Raw genomic sequence first — 23,442 nt, 5'->3', positions numbered from 1 at the left:
TGGTGTTTTATTTTGTCAAACTAAAAAATGACAAAAAAAACTAGTTACAAGATGTATCGAAAGGTGTATAATACTGGAAAACAGTTGTATGTTGTGTTAGATTACATGACACACTCAACTGAATGACGTACCCATTGGGTAGGTTAGCTTACATAACGATATTGTTCGCGAGAGAGGTGGGACAAACACAAGCTTTATCTATCACGCTGAGTCAAGTACAGCCCAAAGAGCAGTGAATACAGTACACAGTATGAGGAGTGAACGTATTTGAAAAAAGCAAAGATAGCCGGACTATTAACCGCAGCAATGCTCGTATCGTTAACCGCTCAAGGCGCCGGCGTTGTGGCCGCCGTAAAGCCCGAAGGGAAACAGCTCGTTTCACAAATTTCCGGACAAGAGCTGCAGCTTTCCAGCAAGTTCTCACTCAAGCAGACAGACGAGAAGATTCGGCTCGCTGGCGAGAACAGCTCCATAGAGCAAGCTTCCTATACGCTTGAGAAGATAAGCGAGGATCGGGCTGCAGCCATCCAGAATAAGCCGGCAGCGCTTAATTTTGTCCCCGCATCGGAGAGCAGCAAATCGGTTACCGTTATTGTCGAGCTGCAGTCCGAACCGCTTGCGGTTCATGAAGCCCAGCTGAAGCAAGGGAAAATGAAAGCAGCCAGCAATCATAAGACCATTATTGCTAAAGAACAGGCTTCCTTCTCAGCAGCAGCAGCCCGCGTGCCTGGCGCCAAGCTCAAGCGTAAGTATACCAAGGTATTTAACGGTTATTCCATTACGCTTCCGGCTAACCAGGTGGACCGTCTGACCGCGCTCCCCGGGGTTAAGGCCGTCTATCCTTCCCGCACCTACACAGTTGATCCTATGTCAGTGGAACCGCTGATGAATGACAGCGCCCCGCATATCGGAGCCGGCCTCTACTGGGACAGCGGCTACGACGGCGAGGGTATCAAGGTTGGCGTTATCGACACCGGTGTCGACTATAACCACCCAAGCTTAAAGGACGCCTACAAAGGCGGCTACGACTTTGTGGATGACGATTCGGATCCGATGGAGACACTGCCGGATCCGAATGATCCTGAAGCAGCTACCGATCACGGTACACATGTATCCGGTACGGTGCTCGGCAGAGGAAATCCTGAGAATCCGGACGGCTCTACAGGCTGGGTACGCGGTGTCGCCCCTGGCGCCGACCTGTACGCTTACCGTGTACTGGGCCCTGGCGGCAGCGGTACGACGGAAGATGTTATAGCCGCCATTGAACGTTCTGTTGAAGACGGCATGGATGTCATTAACCTGTCGCTTGGCGACGAAATCAACGATCAGTTCTCTGCTGATTCCATTGCTCTGAACAACGCTGTACTCGCCGGAGTCGTTACGGTTACCTCCAACGGCAACGCGGGCCCCGGCGACGCCACAGCGGGTACGCCGGCCACTTCCGAGCTGGCCATTTCTGTCGGAGCATCAACGCCTCCCGGAACGGTTCCACTGGCAGAGGGTACATCCTCGCTGACCGATTCAATATCTTACGATCTGCGCGTAATGGCCTACAAGGCCGGCAGCAATTACCAAGAGCTGAAGGGCCGGGATCTGCCTCTGGTTTACGCCGGACTTGGAATGGCGGAAGACTTTGAAGGCAAGGACCTGACCGGCAAGATCGCTTTTATTAAGCGCGGCGAAATTGCTTTCACAGAAAAGATCGCCAACGCCAAAGCAGCCGGCGCAGTAGCGGCTATCATCTTCAACCGTGATGATCTGGACGGTCATGCGGGCAATCTGCTTGAGGATTCGCCGAAGTATATCCCGACCTTTGACATGAAGGGAAGCGATGGCAGAAAGCTGCTTGCCGCTCTGGAAGAAGCAGGTGAGGGAACCTTCACCTTGACCGGGTTCGGCAGCTATGAAGACCCGGGCGATGAGATGGCTGACTTCTCTTCCCGCGGCCCTTCCCTGCCGGAGTACGAGATCAAGCCGGATATTTCCGCTCCCGGGGTATCCATTCGCTCTTCCGTCCCAGCCTTCGACGGCAATTATGAGTATGCGTATGACTATTTCCAAGGAACAAGCATGGCCGCTCCGCATGTGGCCGGTGCAGCCGCATTGCTGCTGGATCATGACGGAGATTTGACTCCTAACCAAATCAAATCGCTCATGATGAACACCGCTGTTAAACTGCAGGACAGCAGCAAGGAGCGTTATTCCCACATGGTGCAGGGCGCCGGGCGTCTTGACCTTGGCTCCGTCCTGGAAGCAAACGCAATTGCCATGGTCCGGGAAACAACCGCAGCTGTTGCATCCGAGGAGCTGACCGAATATCATACAGGCAGCATATCCTACGGCGTCCTGAAGAAGGGCAGTGAAGCATCCCGTACAGTTGATGTCATGGACATCAGCGGCAAAGGCGTCTCCTATGACATTACAACGGTATGGTACGGTACTGCACCAGGCAGTCTGGCAGCCAGCAGCGGACAGGTTACAGTGGCCGCCGGAGCAAGCGCCTCCTTTGATGTTAATTTGGCAATTGAAGCTGATATGCCTGACGGCCGGTACGAGGGAGAAGTCATCCTGACCGAGACCGCAGGAGAGCGTGTGCTTCGCATTCCGGTAGCCGTGTATGTGAAGGAAACCATCGAAACGCCAAGCGTGGTGTCAGACATCGTATTGACCCCGGACGCTTTCTCTCCTAATGAGGACGGATCGGTTGATACGACGGATATCACCTTTAAGGTGAACTCGAAGAATGATTATGTTTCACTTGATGCCTATGATGATGCTACCAGCACCTGGCTTGGCACCGTCTTTGAAACAGACGACGGTCTTGCTCCGGGCAGCTACAAGCTGAGCGACTGGAATGGCGAAGTTGTCAAGAATGGCAAAATTTCGGCACTGCCGGATGACCTGTATGTTCTAGTACCATTTGTCAACACTGACGGCGGAGACGTTGATCCTGTCACAGATGAACTCGTACCTTTTGTTGTCGATACAGGCGCCCCTGCGGCAACTGTACAGGATGAACTTAGTGAGATTACCGAGGATTCCGCGGTTATTACCGGACAGGTTCACTCCGACCTGCTGGTCGATATCTTTGGCGATTACTCCGGCATCGGAGCAGGAGTCATGTACGAGCATAACGGGGAATGGCTGCAGGCTGACGGTACCATTACCGCAAACGGGGCTGTCACTATCCCTGTCCCTGTATATGAGGGCGATAATATTTACGAAGTGTACGTGTATGATCTGGCTGGCAATGGCATGAAGGTTCCTGCCAAGGTCATTACGTATACGGCCGCAGCCAATCCGAACCCGTCCGGCGCAGCGGTAACCGTGAAGACTCCGGAATCCGATGTTACGGCCGGTGATCCGTTCACGGTAGAGGTTGAATTCGCCAAGCTGACGGATCTGTACTCCGCCCAGTTCAGCTTGACTTATGACACAGCACTCACGAAAGGAACGGTCAAGCCAAGTGTAACAATGGCCACTTATCTGGAACAGGCTAATCCCGGCGCATCCCTCATCTTCGACGAGAAGCTGGTCGATCTGGGGAACGGCAAGCACCGTGCAGATTATATTCTGTCCATGGTAGGAGACGTTAGCGGTTTTACCGGCAGCGGCACTCTGGCAGAATTCAACTTCTCTGCAGCTGCTGAAGGCAGCTATGACTTCAAGCTGTCAGACGTTCGCTTCCTCGGAAGCGAAGGCCAGGATATTCAGCCGGGAACTATTACCGGAGGAAGTGTAACGGTCATTGAGAAGCCTGCCGGCCCAGGTCCGGGCGAACATATCATCAGCGGCAGCATCCGCGCCGAGGCATTCGGTGATGAGGTCAGCTATGATGACGTATGGTACAAAGGCGAAGACGGCAAGCTCCAGGTCGTTGTTGAAGCCCTTGATGCTTCCGGCAAAGTTGTGAAGATGGGTACCGTGAAAGCGGACGGCACGTATGCTATCAGCGTACCGGCTGGAGCGTACACGATCCGCGTTGTCGTACCGGGTCATATCAGCAAGTCCGAGACTGTGAAGGTTGACGGAGCGAAGAGCGTAAGCTTCGGACCGCTGACTGCAGGCGACGTAAACAACGATGCTGTTATCGACCTGGCTGACCTCAACCAAGCGGCCAGAGCCTTCGGCAAATCCGCACCTTGGTCCTCCAAGTCTGTTGGCCAGACGGATATTAACCGTGACGGAGCAGTTAATATTCTGGATATCTCTTATATACTGAAAAATTACGGCGGGAACGAGTAACCGGTTCCCGAAGCACTTTCAGACCTAACAGCCGGTGGGGCTTGTGCCCCGCCGGTCCTTTTCATTCCATACATCCTGCTGCTTACTGAAAGGGGTTCTACTCTTGAACAAATCGTTGAAATGGATGATGCTGCTCGTACTAATCCTATGCTCCCTTCCACTCCCGGCCGCCGCTGCAGCCGGACAGGCCTATCCGGTTAAGACGCCGCAGCTCAAAGTGGTACTGTCCAATACCACCCCGAAGGTAAACGACACCTTCCAGGCGGATTTCTGGATGCAGGGCTTTGTCGGCGACTACAAACGTGTAGAGGGAATCGAATTTCACCTGGCCTTTGATCCCGCTCTGGTCGAGCCGGTAGTGGACGGAAGCACAGGCAAGCTGGAGGCTAAGCTGTTTCCCGAGGCCAGCAAGCCGATTACCTGGAGCAACACCGTGGACAAGAAGGGGAAAATCGCCTTTGCCCAAACTCTTCCTCCCAAGAGCAAAAGCGGTTATTTCACAGGCAGCGGCAAGATCGGGTCGGTAACCTTCCGAGCGTTGAAGGAAGGGTCTTCCACCTTCCAGATAACGGACTCGCTGGTGATTCTCCCCGGACTGGCTGGTCTTAACGTCAAGCATGCCCATAACAGCCTGACCATTCACATTGGTTCGGACAAGCCTCCAATTGAGAAGCTTGAGGAGGTCGGGACTGCCGCTCCGGAAGGCAAGAGCCAGACAGCATCCGAGGTTATCACCGCCTATTCGGATGCAAAGGAGATCGAGTCCCTCCCATGGGCCAAGGAAGCGATCGCCAGCTTGACCGATTTCGGCGCACTAAAGGGCAATCAGCACAATACCTTCCGTCCGAAGCAGGCAATGACCCGGGCAGAGTTTGTCCAGCTGCTGGTTGTAGCCCTGGGTATGGAAATTAAGCCCGCAGGCGGGACAGTCCTTACCGACATCAAGCCGGACGACTGGTATTACGATGCCGTGACGGCTGCAGCTGCAGCAGGCGCTGTTGGAGGCTACAAGGACAAAGCTACAGGCGCTATGAGCTTTAAGCCGAATAACAAGATTACCCGCGCGGAAATCTCGACGATTCTGGCAAGGCTTCTCGATAACCCGTCAACAGCTGCAGAGGCCGCGTCCTTCCGTGATGTGAAGGCGGGGCACTGGGCCCATGCTTCCATTACGAAGCTGGCCGCTGCGGGAATCGTAACGGGTGGCAGCAATGGCAGGTTCTCACCTGAAGATCCGGCCACAAGAGCAGAGGTTTGTGTCATGGTTCACCGGCTTATGCTTAAGCAGTAGTGTAAGGCGAGGACGGCGAAATTCGGGCAAAATAAAAGCAGAGAGCCGGATAACGGCACTCTGCTTTATTTTTATGGAGATAATCATTCCTGCCCGTTATCCAGCCACCTGCCAATCAGCTCTAGACAAACGATCACATTAATGGACCACTGGGACACCGTATTCGTCGAGATGCCGGGCACTTCAACCATCCGCTTCATGTACTCCCGCCCCGGCACTTCCAGCGGCTCGGGCGGACCCGCTATGAACCAGTGGTCGCCGCCCTGCAGCAACAGGTCCCAAGCCTCCCTGGCAAGCTGCTGATCATCCCGGCGGACTGCCGCATAAGCCATCATCGATGTCGCCAGCATCGGAATGTTCCAGTCCACGCCCTGAATGCGGCCGTCCGTCAGCTCCGCCTTCCGCTCCGGCGGCAGCGTATAGAATGCTCCGTATTCTGCTGTCATGTCGCACCACTCCGGGTCATTCAGCAGCTCCGCCATCTCGATCCATACCTGGGCCCCGCCCATACAGATCATCAGATGATGGCCCCAATTCTCATCTCCCATATGATGCAGCTCGCCTGTTTTCGGATCATAGCCGAACACGGGACCTGTCAGCAGCCGGTCCGGCATCCGCTTCAGGCAGTCTATCCCGCGCAGCATTTTGTCACGATAAGCGTTATCTTCATACCTCTCCCACTGCACCAGCCAGTTCGAGCAGAATGCCGACCAGTCGGGGCCGCTGCGCGTATGAGTCGGATAATGATCCTTAGGATAATAGGCGCGCATGGGATCAAGCGTCACTGTGGCATAGTCCGCATCCCGGACGGCATCCATCCTGTCTGAGATCCGCTCATCGGCAGTGAGGTAGAAGTAATAACGGTGGAGACCCGCCATCGCGATCCGCGCCTCCTTGCAGCCGCAGCCCCAGTGCAGCACATTATGCCTGCTGCCGAGTCCGGCGTATTCACCGATATGATAGACGTCAACCTCACTCGTATGCCGGGTCATGGCTTCCGCGAACCGGAAGATATCCTTCCGCCCCGTGCGGAGAAACATATACCAAAGCCACATATTGGGCGCAAGCTCGGTATTCTGCCAGGCACAGCCGCCGATATCATACCGCCATGTATGCCGGATGGGATCATAGCTGTGCATGACATCGCCATAATCCCAGAAGCCGTACCAGCCGCGCCTCTCCACCTCATCCTTATAGAAGCTGTACAATCCTGTCAGCGTATCCTCCAGATGCGCCTTGACCCGAGTGCTCCGGTCGGGCAGGCTCCAGACGCCCAGGCTGCCTGAAGCATGGTAATGCTCCGGCTTGCATACCAGCAGCGGCGGAGATTCCAGTAAGTCTGCCATGTGGTCCAGCTCCTGCGCTGCAGGGGTCTCGCCCAAGCACCATAATGTGCATTCATTGGTATTCGCAATGCCATAGGGCGTGCTCCGCATTTCTTCTGCCCCTTCATAAGCCGACGCTACATGCGTCTCTGTGTCGTAGTGGCGCAGGTCCATGGGCTCCGCATCCCTGCTCCACAGCCAGACTGTTATGCTAGCTGTGCTGCCTGCAGCGCCCGCAACCTCCAGTGCTGACGGAGCCTTCTGCCAAAAATACCGCAGGCCCGCCGCGATTCCTCCACCCTCCCCGCCCGCATATACCAGCCCCCTCGCCCTGCTGCCGGAAGAGGCTTTAATCCAGCTGCAGCCTTCGCCTGTCCGCTTCTTCATCGTATAGGAATCGGGTGTAAGCTGGCTGAGCTTGTAATCATTCCACACTGCCGCGTTGTCCATCATTAATAGAAAATCAGCATCCCTGTCAGGGAGAAGCTCAATAGACCGGCCTGCCGTCTGTTCCCGGTACAGCTCGTCGTACGGCGGATTCAGCCGGAACATCATTAACCCCTTGGGCGACTCCGCGAACCAGCCCGTCTCGCCGGCGAAACGCACATGACGGTTATAGCAAGGCCCGCGCATCGGAACAGCGAACTCCAGTCCCAGCCCCCGGATAAAATCCTGATGCGGATTGCCGTCATACACGAAGGTATGTACGATCCGGATCTGCTCCAAGCCTGCGTAAAAATACAGCCGAAGCTGAAACGGCAGCCATCTCCTTCCGCCGGCTGTCACATGCCGCCCACTCACGCGGATTACTGCCCGGAGCGGGCCCGGCTGTTCGAGTTGGAGCAGTTCAACCTCGCTTGTCATCTGCTCTTCCCTTACCGTCCTGCCATCCGGCTCCCGCTTTTGCACCTCGCGGATACCTGTCAGCTTGCCTCCGGCACACACCTGCGTGCCTTCCATAGAGCGGATAATCTCCCGTATGATATACGGACCCCGGCGGGGCAGACAACAGCGGATGGCCCCCGTGTCCACCACAACCTCTGTGGTGCTCTCGGTAACGGTCACCTTGGAGGCACATGCTGCCGGCTGTTCATGTTCATCAGTCCTGACTATCCGGTAGTCATGCGCTGCCTGCTCCGGAGCAAAGACAGCCGCATGAGCCGTCCATTTGACACTGCCGTCAGGCCAGTAAGCCAGCGGCCAGCTCTGTACCGGCACATTGCCGCAACCGCTGGCGGGCTCTTCCTCACTCGCGGATCCCCGCAATCCAAGCTGATCACTGCGCTGCAGCTCTCCGCGCTTCCACGGAACTCCCCAGGTGACACCTGCGGCTGCAGGCGGCCTGTGTCCGCCAAGCCAGCTCAAGGCTGCCCCTGTACCCGGACCTGTAACCGGGTCTGTATTCGTGCCCGCCGTTCTGATGGTCATCCAAGCTCCCCCTCTCCGCTTTCCGGCAGCTCATACACACGCAGATTCGCGTATTCGGCAATAAGCGGCGCCATCTGCCGGAAGCCGATTTTACCTTCGCCCAGTACTGGCCCATAGCCGCTCCCAGTGTCCATACAGCTGAATAATTGGATATCATCCATACTGAAGCTAAGCGCTCCGCCGCTCTTCACAATCTGCATCCGGTAGGGGCCCCACAGGCCGCTTCCCGGTGGTACAGCCGGCAGCGGGTCTGCGCCCTGGGCGAGCAGGTGGAAGCCTCTGCTCTTGCGCAGATTACAGGTCTGCAGCCTCCTCTCTTCGGGTCTGCTCTTGCGGAAATAGGAGATATGGTAAGCATTCATGCTGCCATAGCGGTACTCGTCATATGGACCATTGCGCGCAGGGAGCCGGGGGTCGAACAGATCCTCCCCGCCGCTGCCAGCTGCAGCAAAGAACATCATCGCGAGCCCCTCGGCATGAACCGGATAGAAATCCCACCGGATCACGATTCGCCCGGGGAACGTCACCGGACACCAATACACAATATTAGCCGCCTGGCCGTCTTCCGGGCTCCGAATGCTTTCCAGACGCATGCGGCCGCGCGGAAACGTCGCCACCCCGTCGCCTTCCATTACAAAGCCCTCCGCATCCTCAGGCCGCGCCAGTGAATTCTCGTACAGCAGCCTTCCAGGGACCGGTCCGCTACGTGTCAGGTCCAATTCCCTCTCCTGCCGAGACGCCCCTTTACTCATGAATAGCCCCCTCCCGTTCTCTTAAGCTGAACCAGCGGTTGAACCGGGCGGTCTCCACACCTGCCAGCATGAGAATCCCGATCCCGTGGGTGTCGTTAAGCAGCCAGGGCAAATCCTCCTTGTAATATAGGGGGGAGAAGGAATAGCCCGACCCTCTGCAAACACCATAGACATTCCCCTTATCATCAACTGCCCTGGCGCTGATTCCGTGCCAGCCGCGCCGTACAGCCAGCCTGTAGCGCTCTTCCGCCGTAAGCCAGCCCAGCCTCATCCCCTTGGCAATCCCGTAAACGAACATAGAGGTACATGAAGTCTCCGCATAAGAAGAAGGATCATCCAGCACTTGATGCCACATGCCATCCTCGTCCTGCAGCGGCAGATAACCCTCACACAGCTCCCGAAAGAAGTCCGCCAGCCAGCTTCGGTCCTGATGCTCTGCCGGCATTGCGGCAAGCAGCTCCGCCAGCGAGAAGAGCACCCAGCCGTTCCCTCTGCCCCAAGGCACACCGGTCGCCTTGCCAAACTTAAAATCATATACATGCGACATAATCCGCTTATCCGGCATGAACAGGTAGCGCCGGTACAGCCTGAACTGCTTCGCTGCATCGTCCAGCAAGGATGAATCTCCGGTAAGCCCGGCATAGCGGGTGAGGAAGGGCACACTCATGTACAGGTCATCGCACCACAGCGTATGCTGCATAAAGTCCGTGCTTCCCCGCACGCGGTACAGTGCTCCGTCAGGGAGCCGGTCCTGCCTCCTGCTTATGTAGCCGGCAATCCGGTCAGCAGCGGCTCGTGCTCCCGTTAGCTCTCCGCGCTCCATTGCCGCCAGCATGGCAGCACCGAAGGAGCCGCAGTCATCCAGGCTGTCAATCGCAACCAGCTGGTGATTGATCCCCGGCGCACCATAGACCTCCCGGTCCCGGCAGGCATAACGGTCCATTCTTGTGCATGCACCGATGTGACGCAGCACGTAAGCAGAGAAATCCGGACGCCCGAGCTCTTCGCCCGCCGCCAGCAGACCGTACAGCGTTACGCCTAGCGGATAGTTCCAGCGCCCGTAATGAGTGGCCTCCGCATAAGGACGGATGACGGTATCCGGCTGGTCCACCTGCCAATACACCCAGCAGCCGCCTCTCCCTTCGTAAGGGATATCCAGTCTGCACAGCGCTTCGGGCTCCGGCTCCTCTCCCGCCGTGAAAGGGCCGAGGAACAGCCATGGGCCCAAATCCGAGCCGCAGACTTCAACGGGCCTGACAAGGCGGCATTCCCCTGCGGCCTGTGGAGCCGCAAGCTCTGCTTCCCACTTGCCCTCTGCACAAACGGCTCGAATCAGCAGATCATGGGTGCCGCCGCGGACGGCCAGCTCCAGCACCAGGCTGCGCGGCTCTGATCCTGCCGATTGATGAACCGGCAAGCCTCCCATGAATATACTGACTTGACCCGCTATGCGCCCATGAAGCAGAACCATCCGTTCCTCTGAAGCATCCCAATCGGCTGCAAGCCGGGTCCATCCGTAAGCTGCCCTTCCATCCTGCCTGCCAAACAGCCTGACAAGCGAGCCGCCTGCCAGCTCCTCTTCCGTCCAATCCGCACGGGGCAGCCACTTAAGGGAAGCAGGCTGGGAGCCGAACGGGTTCAACAGCAGGGCATCCGGCTGGCTTCCGATGCCCGCATAATCAACCGGTTCTGTAAACAGCCAGCCCTCCTGGCCCTCACGTCCTTCTGCGGGAATAACCGTATGGAAGGGCATACCTTTGACCGAGCCCGTTCCGAAATGTCCTCCGCAGCCGGTTCCGGTCTTAATAAACCGCAGCACAAGCTGGTTCCAGCCCTCCCTGAGCCCGTGCCGGAACCAATAGCGGCGCTCCGGGAACACCTCCTGCTCAATATTCGACTTGAACGCTTCCTCTCCGTTAATATAGAGCACGGCGGGTCCGAAGCAGCTGATGCTGAACGGCCGCATGCCGGCTTCTGCGTTCCAAAGCTTCGCCCACACATACACGGCCTGGCCTTCCCGCATCTGCGGAAACCTGGACTCTATGTCAAAAAGGTAACGGAAATCACTGCCCCGCCGGAAGCCATCCTTCCAATAACCCCTATATACGAAAGGAACTTCAGGCTGGTCCGCGATATACCGCTCCGCCACCAGCTGCACGATCTGGCGGGGATCATTGCCGTCATCCGCCATACTCCCCCCAAAGCTGCCGCGCGTCCCGGCATCCCAATCACTCATTCTGCGGGTTCCCCCTTCCACAGATACTCACCGCCCGGGTACAGCGTGGAGCTGTACAGCCGTTTCGGCTGCGGCAGCGGAACTCCCGGGTTAGCGGCCGTGAGGTCAGACGCAGTATGCCCGTAGACCGATACCGTATCATCCGTATAGATCAGCACCTGTTCCCGTCCGCTTCCCGTCAGGTCCGCGTGCGCCGCATAGCCGTCAACCGGGAACACCGTTACCTCCCGCATATAACCATCGTACAGGGTCGGCATTACACCGCCCCCCCGCCGGTAAGCGAGGATGTAGTCGAGCGGTCCGTCGTCCCAATTGCGCAGCGTCTCAATAATAGTCAGCCAGCCGCTTGTCACCCGGTCTTCCTTCCAAATCTCGCGGCCTGCCGCATCAAGCAGGAAGAGCGCATCCTTGCCGGACTCCGTCAAAATGCCGGTTGTGTCCCCGCGCTCCATCCGGTCGAGACCGGCCACCTGCAGGCCCGGCAGGTCAGCGCGAAATTTGCCTAGCGCCACATGCTGAGACTCAATCGATCCTTCATACCGCCAGAGCTCCCGGCCCTCTCTGTCATACATAACGGTCACGCTGCCGCCGACAACGATCTCTTCCCTGCCGTCCAGACCGTCCACATCACCGATCCAGATACAGTCCGCATGATCCTCCAGCTCCCGGCAGGACCACAGCTTTGTGCCGTCATGATCCAGCAGATCATAACCGGCCATTACTTCGTCGCGTCCGTCTCCGTCGAGGTCAAATACCCAGGGATAATGACCGGGATTGCCATCATGCGTCCACAGCAGGCGAAATTCCCGGTCCATTGCCCACAGCTTCCGGTAGCGGTCCTTCAGAATGATATCCCCTGCATGAGAGCCGCCTGTTAAATTGGCAATGACGATGCAGTCATGGGCTTCTTCGCCCGGAAGCTCCCATGAGCGCTTCTCTTCTCCTGTTTCGCCATCCAGCACCCGGAACCGCTTGTTCATTACACATAGGATTTCACAGCGGCCGTCGCCGTCGATATCACATATTTGCGCCGGATAGTCCGATCCCGACCGGCCGGCGGCCGGGTCGGGAACCCCCACCTGCCAGAGAAGCCTGCCATCGAGATCGTAGGCGGTCATACACTGGACCTGATGCGGTACATACCGGTCATCGATGCCACCGTCCGCCTGAACCATCACTATCTCCATTCGCCCGTCGCCATTGATATCGCCGAGCAGCATCTTGCATCGCACACCGGCCTGCCCGATATCCAGCTTGCGCAGCAGTACCGCATCCCTGCTCACCGTATTCCTGCTATTCATCGCCCTTCCCCCTTCAATGTTCCTGCCTTGATAGCAGCATTGCCTGCGGGTGTGTGCTGCCCGGCAGCTTACCCCGCAGGCAATGCTCCCTGCTACCTATTGCTTGTGACCCTTTAGACCGCTACTAATGCTGCATTTCAGGAATTGGCTTCCTCATACAGCTTGTTAATTTCAGCGATGTATTCATCTCCTCCGCTGCTTCTCCAAAGGGCAATCGCTTCATCCAGGCCCTTCTCGTCCAGCTGGCCGACAATATACTTTATTCTTGCGTCAGCGATAATATTGTCCAGCTGCTGTCCTTTTTGCGCATAGACCTGAGACACAAGCGGCTCGGCAGGATTGGCCACGATGATCGCTTCGTTCGCCTTGTAAACCTCTTCAATCTGCTTGTTCACATCCGTCTGCTCCAGCGGCGGCAGAACCTGCGGGATAAACATCAGCATCTGGTTCATCGCCTCATATTCCTTCACCAAAGCCACATCCGCTTCCGTGACGGTCGAGATCAGGAATCCGTCTTTCATTTCGTAGTGGCGTCCTTCCATACCGTATGACAGCAGCAGCTGCATCTTCGGATCATTGATCTGATCAAGGAATTTCAGCACCCGCTTCAGCTCCTCCTCGGTCTTGATCGCAGACTTGGAGATGGCAAGCATGGATGAATAGCCCTGTGTCGGCATATCCCGATGGCCCTTCGGACCAACGGGTGCCTGATGCACCGACATATAGGAGGTCTCACGCTCTGCCTTATCCTGCATCCGGCCGTCGATCCGGCGTGCCATGTCGGCTACGTCCACAACTGCGCCAGCCTGGCCGTTAACCAGCGGGTCCATCCAGACGGCAGGGTCCATAACCGCAAAGTCTTCATTAACCAGCCCTTCTTCATACAGCTTGCGGAAGAAAGCGAGCGCCTCCTTGTACTCCGGTGTCATATGAGTCGGCACCAGCTTGCCGTCCTCCCCTACGCCCCATTTGTTCGGCGCGCCGAACCAGACCTGCATAATATCCCACGGACCGGCGTATTTCGTTACGACAAGACCATAGGTATCGTCCTTGCCGTTGCCGTCCGGGTCCTGTTCCTTGAATGCCTTCAGCATGCTGTAAAATTCATCAATCGTCTTCGGCGGCTCCATGCCAACCTTCTCAAGCCAATCCTTATTAATGGTTACCCCCATCCGCCCAAGCGTCCGGGCACGATAGATTCCGTACAGCTTGCCATCAATAGAAGAATTGTTCAGCACCACGTCATTCGCCTGGCTGAGGTTTGGATAGTCCTTTAAATAAGGGGACAGCTCCCAGAACGCTCCCGCCCGCGCGGCATTAATAAAGCTTGGCGTACGGTCAACCACCATGATAGACGGCAGCTGCCCGGAGGCAAGCGTGATATTCATCTTGTCGGGATAAGAGCTGTTTGGTACAAACTGCATCGTGATGTCGGTGTTCGTGTAAGATTCCAGCTCCTTCAGAACCGGGCTGTTCTTATCCGGCAGGTCGGTCTTGAATGACGGTACCATAATGCTCAGCTTCAGCGGTGAATTCTCTGAGCCAGCGCCTTCCCCAGCCGTCTCGGCCTTCGTATCCGCTGGCTGGGACCCGCCGCTGTTCCCGCCGCCCCCAGAACAAGCTCCAAGCAGCGACAGCAGCATAGCTAAGGAAAGCAGCACAGCAAAGCCCTTGGCCTTACGGCCCTTCTTGTTCGCATACAGGTTCATGAATCTTCCTCCTCGGATGTTTTACGGCCCAAGGCCGGTGACCAGCTAGCTTTATACGGAATGAACAGCTGTTACCCCTTAATGGAGCCCAGCAGCATACCTTTGGCAAAATGCTTCTGCAGGAACGGATAAACCAGCAGAATCGGTATGGTACCTACTACAATTACGGCCATTTTGACCGACTGCTCAGGCGGCTTCACATAGTTCGGGTCCATGCTGCCTACATCGCCTATAGCCATCTGCGAGAGCATGACGATTTCCCTGAGCAGCACCTGCAGCGGCCACATCGTATGATCATTGAGGTAGAGCAGAGCAGAGAAGAAGTTATTCCAGTGACCGACCGCGTAGAACAGCCCGAAGGTGGCGATAATCGGTTTGGAGAGCGGCAGCACGATGCGCCACAGCACGCCGAGATCGGTGCAGCCATCGATCCGGGCCGACTCCTCCAGTCCAGCGGGAAGCTCCTGGAAGAAGTTGCGGATAATAATCAGGTTGAAAGCGCTGATCGCGCCCGGCAGTATAACAGCGGCATAGCTGTCGAGCAGACCAAGCTCCTTCACAACAAGATAGGTCGGAATCATCCCTCCGCTGAACAGCATGGAGAAGATGACCAGGTTCATAATCAGCCGCCTGCCAAGCAGCTCCCGCCGCGACAGGGAGTAAGCCATCGTCAGCGTGAATGCGAGATTGACCAGCGTGCCGACTGCTGTAATGAAGATTGATACCCCCATCCCCCGGAAGATCGTCTCGGATGAGAATATATAATGATACGCACTGAGCGAATAGTCACGGGGGATGAGGAAGAAGGACCGCTCGGACAGCTCCGCTTCCGTGGCGAACGAGCCGGCGATAATGTAGATGAACGGCAGTACGGTAATCAGTGCCAAGGCCGCCAGGAACAGATAATTCATACCGTCGAATAATTTTTCCCCGAGTGAATCATGCTTGCTTCCCATGAGCAGACGCCCCCTTTCCCATTAATAGAGCCCTTCCTTGCCGAAGCGCTTGGCCAGCCAGTTGCTGCCGAAGATTAATATGATGCCGACCACTGACTTGAACAGCCCGATCGCCGTACTGTAGCTGAAAGCCCCCTGGGTGATGCCGACAAAATAGACATACGTATCGAACACATCCGCAACGGTGCGGTTAAGCGAGTTGGTCATCAGGAAGATCTGCTCAAAGCCGTTATCGAGGAAGTTCCCGAGCCGCAGAATTAACAAAATCACGATCACCCCGCTGATTGCCGGAAGGGTGATATGCCAGAGCCGCTGAAAGCGGTTCGCGCCATCCACAACCGCCGCTTCATACTGCTCCATATCAACCGAGGCCAGTGCCGCAAGGAATATAATGGTGCCCCAGCCCGTCTCCTTCCACATGATTTGCAGGATAATCAGCGGCCGGAACCAGTCCGGATCGGACAGAAAATTAATTTTGGCTCCCGTCAATTGAACAACCAGCTCGTAGATCACGCCTCCTTGTGTAGTCAGAAACACATAAGTCATGCTGGCCACAATCACCATGGAGATAAAATGGGGCACATAGACCATCGTCTGAACAACACGCTTGAAAATCCCCACCCGGATCTCATTAAGCAGCAGGGCGATGATGATAGGAGCCGGGAAGAAGAAGACCAGGTCATAGACCGCCAGAATAAAGGTATTGCGCAGCAGTCTCCCAAAATCCGGATTGGAGAAGAAGGTACGGAAGTGCTCGAAGCCGACCCACTCGCTGTTCCAAAACCCCGTGAACGGCTGATAATTCTGGAAGGAAATCAGCACCCCCCACATGGGTAAATATTTGAATACAAGAAAGTAAAGCAGCCCGGGCAGCAAAAGCACATACAGCCATCTGTCCTTCTTAAGCCTGCCGGCTAAACCCCTTTTCTTCTTCCCAGGCACCGGGTCCGAACGGCCAGCGGCAATAACGGGTTCGGCAGGCAGCGTCGTTGTTTTCATCGGCTCATCCTTTCGGTTTGGAATGTAGTTGGAAGCCCGGAATTTCCCGGCACCTTCCATCCAGCTGTTCCTTGACCCGATTATGCAAGGAAAATGTAAAGGCTTACAATTCAACATTTTTGCAAGCGGAAATCCTTATGAAGTAACGGTTTTTCCGCTCGCAGTGGTACTCTTTTGCAGCCATGTACTTTGTTGCCTGTCAAGCCTTCTCCCGGTACTGGGTGGGCGTAACACCCGAGTGCTTCTTGAAGATCCGGTTAAAATATCGCTGCTGATAGCCGACCGCCTCCGCCACCTCTGCCACCCTCATGTCTGTGGTTCGCAGAAGCTCCTTAGCCCGGTTAATGCGAAGCTCGGTGACGTAATCAATAAAATTGGTACCGGTAACCTGCTTGAACAGCTTGCTCAGCGTGTAAGAGCTGGTTCCGGCCAGATCGGCGCAGCCTTCAAGCGAGATATCCTCGCCATAGTGCTTTTGAATGTAATCAATGGTCTGCTCCACCAGCCGTCTGAGCTCAACACCCGCCAGGGCCTCGCGCTCGGACAAAAACGGCAGAATCGCCTTTTCCTTCAGCAGCTTCAGCATCCGCTGCGGATCACGCAGCTGGGACAGCCTGCCGAACAGATTAGCTCCCCCTGACAGGCGCAGGGGGTTAACGCCCGTTTCCAGCATCATGTGGCGAATGCTGCCCAGCAGCTGCAGCATGGTCTGCTGCAGCTCCGTCTCCGTCCGGCACGCCTTAACGGCTTCTTCAAGAAAACGTCCGGCAGCCGCCTCCGCTTCCTCACGCTTGCCCCGGCGCATGGCCTGTACCAGCTCCAGCTCGGTGCCGAACGGATACTCTGCACCGCCATCGGGCAAATCATAGACGCCGGGGTCCTGCATATTAAGCAGCTGGTTGCGTCCGATAAGACGGCGGAAGCCCGCAGCACGCTCAATCTCCATGTAGGCTTCCGTTACGCGGCTTACATCGTTTACCGGCCGGCTGAGGGCGGCTGCCACCTGGACGCGCAGCAGCCGGTTCACAGCAGAGGTTACCTCTCCGGCAAGCTCACTGAGCAGCTCGGAGCCCTCTTGATTCGCAGGTAATATGACGAACAAAGCGACTGACAGGTCATGGAAATTGAGCACATTATACTGATCAAGCCGGGCCGCTGCCAGCTCTTCCATAATGTTGGCCGCCGCAAACGTCAGCAGGCTTTCATCCCCATAGGTGAACCGTCCTTCCTGCTCCCAGCCCGTCAGCTGAAAATGAAGGATATAGAACCTGCTGCCTCCCGTTTCCCAGCCGTACCGCTTCATTCGCTCCCGCAGATGTTCTTCGGAATGCGTGTACAGGTGACCCTGCATGAGCTGGAAGAGAAAGCCGGTCCGCAGGCTTGGCAGCTGGTCGGTCAGACGGTTCTCCAGATCCCGCCTGACCGAGGCGGCTTGGCTCCATTGACTCTCAATATATTGAAATTCGTTTATTCCTCTCGGCGGCCGTCCCGATTCACCGTCAAACCGCCTGATAAGCCTCTCAACAGGCGAGTATATCCGCCGCGAGGCAAGCCAGGAGAGCAGAAGCGCAAGCAGCAGGCCGGTTGTACTTATAAGAAGGATAATATTGGATAGGGTTACGACAGGCGACGTTATCGCTGTCACGGGCGCAGCTGAAATGTAAGTCCACTCCGCTTCCACCCGCCTGATGGGCCCGTAGGAGACCGAATAGGTTACCGCGCTTTCCTCCCATAAGAATGTACCTGCCTTCTCCTTACGCTTCAGTACCTCTTCACGCAGGCGAGCCTGAAGCTCCCTTCCCTCCGACTTGTCCGAAATAATATATTGTCCGCTGCCATCGAGCAGGAAGGTTGCTCCTTCGTTGTAGGGGGTCATCGTCTTCAGCAGATTAGCCAGCCTGTCCTGCTTCACCGTCACCACTAGCACACCGAACGGAGACGGGCTTTCACCCGGAATACGGTGGACCAGCCTTATAGAATCATCCTCTGCTCCATCTCGGACAGCTGCCGTCTCACGTGACAGTTCATCCATTCCGAGTGCGTCGGCGTCCTCGGGGTGCATAGCTTCCACATTGCTCTTACCCCCATTACTAGTCCAGCTGCGAGCTGATCCCTCCTCTACCGCGCGGCCCGTCCAGTAGATGCTTCTTCGGTCCGCCAGCAAATTCCGGTACATCTGAATAGCTTCCGGATCCGCCATCTTATAATAGCCAGGCTTGAACAGCACCGGCTCTTCACGGTCAATGAACAGCTCGACATTATCGATCAGCGGATGGGAGCCATTGACGACAACCAGCGTCTTTGTAATGTCATAGGTTTCCAGAAAATTGTATACATAATCCAGTTCCTTTAGCTCCGAGCCGAAGCGCGGGTTGAAGGCCCAATGAGACAAATCCATTTCAAGATAAGCAAGCTGATCATCAATATTGCGTACCCTCTCCGCCACCTGGCTGCGGTGCATATCGCTAAGATCCCGCTCCATTCCGCCTACTGCGAAAAAATAGATACAGACACCGGTTATGAAGCCTGGAATACTAGCGATTAGCAGAAACAGAATGAGACTTTGGCGGTAAAAGCTTCCCCTGTCCCCTAGCCTGCGCCATGCTTTCTCAGGAAGCTTGACAAGCAGCCTGTTAAACCTCACGACATCACCCCGCTAATATGAGTTAAGCGCTTTCATTTTATCTCATTATAAAGACCTCTTTCAATTATATGGGGCAGCCCGCGGGAACGATCTGTTAAATTTCCGATACAAGTGTTCAATTATCAGACCTATCCCATCTTGGCCGACACACATAGAGCGGCTGTTCCAGCCTGCAGAGGAAGCCAGGGGTCTTCCTCTGCGGACGATTCACAGCCGCTCGTGCGCCCTAATTCCGGATAATAATATAGACAAGATACACCAAGTAGGAGACAGCCAGAATGATCCCCTCCGACCGTGCTATCGTGTAGCGTGTTCTGGAGAAGATGAACAGCACGACCATCAAGCCAATCATGATCAGCATATCTGAAGCAATCTTCGGGTCGACACCAAGCGGAGCAACAACCGATGCCGTTCCCAGCACGAACAGCAGGTTAAAAATGTTGCTCCCTACAATATTGCCAAGAGCGATATCTCCCCTCTTCTTAAGCGCAGCTGTAACAGAGGTCACGATCTCCGGCAGCGAGGTGCCGATTGCCACGATCGTCAGCCCCACCAGCGTCTCGCTCATGCCAAGCGCGAGCGCAATCTGTGTGCTGCTGCGAACGACCAGCTCACCGCCGATAATTATGCCGGCAAGTCCAAGCAGCGTGAACAATATGTTCCTTCCCCATCCTTTGGCTCCGGCTGCTGCATAATCTTCACTAGGCTGCTCTCTGTTATTGAGCGCGGCTTCAATTATGTAATAGAGGAAGATCGCGAAGAACAGCAGCAGGATGATGCCATCCCCTCTGGTTATCCAGCTGTTTCCTGCTTCGGCACCTTGCAGTGCAGCATCACTGATAAGCACGAGCAGCGCTACGCTTGCAAGGACCGTAAACGGTATTTCCTTGCGTATTGTCGTACTTTCCACCTTCATTGGCATCAGAAATGCGGTGAGTCCGATAGCCAGCGTCGTGTTCAGTATATTACTGCCTACGATATTGCCAAGCGCAACATCTGCATTTCCTTTCATGGCAGCCAGTATACTGACGGTCGCTTCCGGCGAGCTTGTTCCGAATGCCACGATGGTCAGGCCGATCAGCATCGGGGATATACGCAGCAGCGCCGCGATGCTGGATGCCCCCTCAACAAACCAGTCCGCCCCTTTAATCAACAGGGCAAATCCGACGACCAGCAGAATATAAGACATACAGCTTCACCTCATTCTTTAATCATGAACTATGGCATGGGCTTATTATGGTCCCGGAAGGTTAGCTCTAACCCCTTTGCCGAGTAAATCGGTGTCTTATGTTTCCGCTCATTCCCTTTCGTATTTCACCACGCTCCACTAGGAAACTTTCAAAAATACCGTATACTATATAGAGTACAATAACACCACTAATCGTAAGTCCCGCATCCTAAGGAGGGTTTTTGTGAGGGATCAAACGAGGGATCGCTTATCCATCTATGAATATATGTATCGTCACGCGCCCGGTGGTATTATCGTCATGACACCGGAAGACGGCCGCTGGCGGATGATCAATCCCGCCTTCTGCCGGATGCTTGGCTATTCGGAGTCTGAGCTTCTAGAGCTTTCGTATATAGATATTACTTACCCTGAGGACCGCGGCGTAACCAACCATCATGAAGCCATGGCCTACCTTCTGAACAACCCGGACGGCGTCATGCAAACCGAAAAACGCTATGTCCGCAAGGATGGCAAAATCATCTCTGCAGAGCTGTATACTTCGCTTATCCGCGAAGAGGATACCGGAATACCAATATACCTGGTCACCCATTTCATTGAAACAACCGCGCGGAAGGCAGACGACCAAAAGCTGCTGGAAACCCGTGATTTATATGACCTAATCACGAAGAATGCACAGGATCTGATTTCTTTCAGCAGCCCGGATGGCACGATATTGTATATCTCACCATCCACAGAAGAAACACTTGGTTATGCTCCCCGGGAGATTATCGGCCGGAACCGGCTGGAATTCTACCATCCCGAGGATGCAAAAGAAATGCGGGAAACCTCGCTGTTCTCCGACACGGACGTATACACACGCAGGCTGCGCCACAAAGACGGGCACTATCTGTGGTTTGAGACATCCTGCAAAGTCATGCGCAGCCCGGCAGGCGAGGTCATTCGGATCCTCGCGATCGGCCGCAACGTTACCGCACGGATCAAGAATGAACAGACACTTGCCAAGGCTCAGCAAATTGCTCTTATTGGCTCATGGGAATGGGATCTGCTGTCAGGCAAGCTGTACTTCTCGGCAGAAATGCGCCGGATCTTCGGCAACACGATTCAGCCGGTCGAAGCAGATTATGCTTCTTTTATGGCCGCTATTCATCCGGATGATGCCCCGCAGGTCGGGCATGTTATCGGACGGACACTGGAAGGCGAGCAAACCTCCCAGATGCGATACCGGATTGTACTGCCGGACAAGTCAGTCAAGACTATCCATTCGCAATGGGAGGTTACGTACGGCGATAACAGCGAGCCGGTTCAGATTATTGGAATGGTCCAGGATATAACGGCCCAAATAGCCATGGAAGAGCAGCTCAAGAACAGTGAGCGCAACTACCGCCTGATTCAGGACCATTCGAGGGACATGATCTCCAGGCATGCCGTCAATCATGAGGTCACCTTTCTCTACGCTTCACCGGCATGCTTGCCTCTGCTCGGGTATACGCCTGAGGAACTCGTCGGCACGAGCGGGTATGCGTATATCCACCCGGATGACCGGAATTCGGTCGAGGAATTCCTGGCAGACAACCAGCCGGAGAATGCACCAGGCGGTACTATTATATTCCGCTTCAAGAAGAAGGATGGCAGTTATCTGTGGTTCGAGACGACAAGCAGGTATACCAGGGATGAGAACGGACAGCTCCAGGATATTATCGCCGTTTCCCGTGATATTACCGAGCGCCGCCAGGCGGAGCTGCGCCTGCAGGAGAGCGAGCAGCGGTTCAAATCACTGTTTGAATACAATCCCTCCAGCGTATTCTCCCTCGATCTCGACGGGTGTTTCCGTTCCGGCAATGTAAATATGGAGCTGCTGACAGGATACACCAGGCAGCAGTTAACAGGTATGCATTTTCAGCAGCTGGTTGACCCGGCCGACTTGCATCGGACCATTCAGCACTTCGAGGAAGTGAAGAATGGGAAGCCCCAGACCTACGAAATACGCATTACCAACAAGGATGGAATGCAGTTTGAAGCGAGTATTACCAACGTGCCCATCATTGTGGACGACCATATTGTCGGCGTCTACGGAATCGCTGTCGATATTACAGAACGCAAGCGTTACCTGGAGCAAGTAGAGAAGCTGAGCTATGAACGCGAGCTCATCTTCAATTCCGTATCAGAGGGAATTGTGGGCGTAGATACAAGCGGCAGGGTAATGTTCTATAATCCCGCTGCCTCCTCGCTTCTCGGTCTGGAAGCACAGGATTGGAATAACAGACAAATCTTGTACACTTTGCAGCACACACATGCAGACGGAAGTCACTATACTCCCGGGGAATCGCCGCTGGTAAAGGCTGTGGAGACTGGAACCTCATTAGAGAGCAGCGACGCGATCTTCTGGCGGAAGGACGGGTCCAGCTTTTTCGTAGAGTATGAGGTGACGCCGCTGGCTGACCGCGGAGAACGCAAGGGAGCCGTGATTGTCTTCCGGGATAAGACCGGCGAGAAGGAGATCATTCAGGCCAAGGAGCATGCCGAACAGGCTGACCGTGCAAAATCTGAATTCCTGGCCGTTATGAGCCACGAGCTGCGTACGCCGCTGAACGGTATCATCGGCATGACCGACCTGTTGGCCGATACCTCCTTGAGCGGGGAGCAGCTCGAATATATCCATATTATCCGGAACAGCAACGATGCTCTGCTGCGGCTGCTGAATGAGATTCTGGACTTCAGTAAGATGGAAGCGGGTAAAGCAGAGCTAATGCCCGAGCCGTTCAGCATTCGGCAAACGCTGGATGGGGTTGTGGAACTGTTCACAGCCAGGTCGGTTGAGAAAGGCCTTGTGCTGTCCATCTCAATCGCCCCCGAAATACCGGAGCTGTTAATCGGAGATGAATTAAAACTCCGCCAGATTCTCGTCAATTTGATTGGCAATGCAATCAAGTTCACGGAGGAAGGCACCGTTTCCGTGGATGTCTCACTAAAAGCGTTAAATGGCAGCCGTACCTGCCTGCTGGAGTTCCGCGTAACCGATACCGGCATAGGGATTTCGGAGGCTAAACAGGATCTGCTGTTTCAATCCTTCACCCAGCTGCATCCTTCGCTTAACCGCAAGTATGGCGGAACCGGGCTTGGACTCGCAATCTGCAAGAAGCTGGTTGAATTGATGGAAGGGCATATAACCGCAGATAGTGAGGAAGGGGTCGGCTCGACCTTCATCTTCATCGTCCCCTTCACATTAGCTTAAGCCGCCGGAAAGGTTAAGATCTAAGGAGCAGCGTTGAAAGCTCACCCGCAATGGCAAAATCAGGCAGGCCGCTGTCTTTCCAAGACAGCGGTCAGCCTGTTGAGAAACCTCAACAGGCTATATTTATCTTCAACA

The 23,442-nt window shown here is 55.3% G+C and carries 12 protein-coding genes; 3 read left to right on the top strand and 9 right to left on the bottom strand.

The window, feature by feature from the left end:
- The first annotated feature begins 267 nt into the window (after window positions 1–267).
- Together L1N82_RS21820 and L1N82_RS21815 are read left to right on the top strand one after the other, a co-directional pair.
- Window positions 268–4,245, top strand: coding sequence for a S8 family serine peptidase (locus L1N82_RS21820; protein WP_235289565.1), 3,978 nt, complete (start codon window positions 268–270; stop codon window positions 4,243–4,245).
- Window positions 4,246–4,348: 103 nt separating this feature from the next.
- On the top strand, window positions 4,349–5,536 hold the full coding sequence (locus L1N82_RS21815) for an S-layer homology domain-containing protein (RefSeq protein WP_235289564.1): 1,188 nt from the start codon (window positions 4,349–4,351) through the stop codon (window positions 5,534–5,536).
- A gap of 83 nt (window positions 5,537–5,619) precedes the next feature.
- On the opposite strand, the gene L1N82_RS21810 is transcribed toward L1N82_RS21815, so the two are convergent.
- The 9 genes from L1N82_RS21810 to L1N82_RS21770 all read right to left on the bottom strand — a co-directional run bounded on the left by L1N82_RS21810 (window position 5,620) and on the right by L1N82_RS21770 (window position 20,075).
- Complete coding sequence (locus L1N82_RS21810; protein WP_235289563.1) at window positions 5,620–8,289, bottom strand: exo-rhamnogalacturonan lyase family protein; 2,670 nt, start codon at window positions 8,287–8,289, stop codon at window positions 5,620–5,622.
- Complete coding sequence (locus L1N82_RS21805; protein WP_235289562.1) at window positions 8,286–9,041, bottom strand: DUF1961 family protein; 756 nt, start codon at window positions 9,039–9,041, stop codon at window positions 8,286–8,288. Before L1N82_RS21805 ends, L1N82_RS21810 begins: the two co-directional genes overlap by 4 nt.
- The gene (locus L1N82_RS21800; protein ID WP_235289561.1) at window positions 9,034–11,277 is read right to left on the bottom strand and encodes a glycoside hydrolase family 88/105 protein; all 2,244 of its coding nucleotides are present in this window, start codon (window positions 11,275–11,277) and stop codon (window positions 9,034–9,036) included. Before L1N82_RS21800 ends, L1N82_RS21805 begins: the two co-directional genes overlap by 8 nt.
- The gene (locus L1N82_RS21795; RefSeq protein ID WP_235289560.1) at window positions 11,274–12,578 is read right to left on the bottom strand and encodes a hypothetical protein; all 1,305 of its coding nucleotides are present in this window, start codon (window positions 12,576–12,578) and stop codon (window positions 11,274–11,276) included. Before L1N82_RS21795 ends, L1N82_RS21800 begins: the two co-directional genes overlap by 4 nt.
- Window positions 12,579–12,715: 137 nt before the next feature.
- On the bottom strand, window positions 12,716–14,287 hold the full coding sequence (locus tag L1N82_RS21790; RefSeq protein ID WP_235289559.1) for an extracellular solute-binding protein: 1,572 nt from the start codon (window positions 14,285–14,287) through the stop codon (window positions 12,716–12,718).
- A gap of 71 nt (window positions 14,288–14,358) precedes the next feature.
- Window positions 14,359–15,243, bottom strand: coding sequence for a carbohydrate ABC transporter permease (locus L1N82_RS21785; RefSeq protein ID WP_235289558.1), 885 nt, complete (start codon window positions 15,241–15,243; stop codon window positions 14,359–14,361).
- Window positions 15,244–15,264: 21 nt separating this feature from the next.
- Complete coding sequence (locus L1N82_RS21780) at window positions 15,265–16,242, bottom strand: ABC transporter permease (protein WP_235289557.1); 978 nt, start codon at window positions 16,240–16,242, stop codon at window positions 15,265–15,267.
- Window positions 16,243–16,441: 199 nt separating this feature from the next.
- On the bottom strand, window positions 16,442–18,886 hold the full coding sequence (locus L1N82_RS23520) for a helix-turn-helix domain-containing protein (protein ID WP_235289556.1): 2,445 nt from the start codon (window positions 18,884–18,886) through the stop codon (window positions 16,442–16,444).
- A gap of 226 nt (window positions 18,887–19,112) precedes the next feature.
- Window positions 19,113–20,075 carry a calcium/sodium antiporter gene (locus L1N82_RS21770; protein WP_235289555.1) on the bottom strand — a complete coding sequence of 321 codons (963 nt, stop codon included), beginning with the start codon at window positions 20,073–20,075 and terminating at the stop codon, window positions 19,113–19,115.
- A 223-nt stretch (window positions 20,076–20,298) separates the two neighbouring features.
- On the opposite strand from L1N82_RS21770, the gene L1N82_RS23515 reads away from it, so the two are divergent.
- Entirely contained in the window at window positions 20,299–23,307 is a 3,009-nt protein-coding gene (locus tag L1N82_RS23515) for a PAS domain-containing protein (RefSeq protein WP_235289554.1), read from the top strand.
- Window positions 23,308–23,442: the final 135 nt, after the last annotated feature.

The sequence above is a fragment of the Paenibacillus tarimensis genome, from assembly GCF_021532315.1.
Classification (GTDB): Bacteria; Bacillota; Bacilli; order Paenibacillales; family Paenibacillaceae; genus Paenibacillus_I; species Paenibacillus_I tarimensis.
This window is presented reverse-complemented; position numbering and strand designations above follow the sequence as displayed.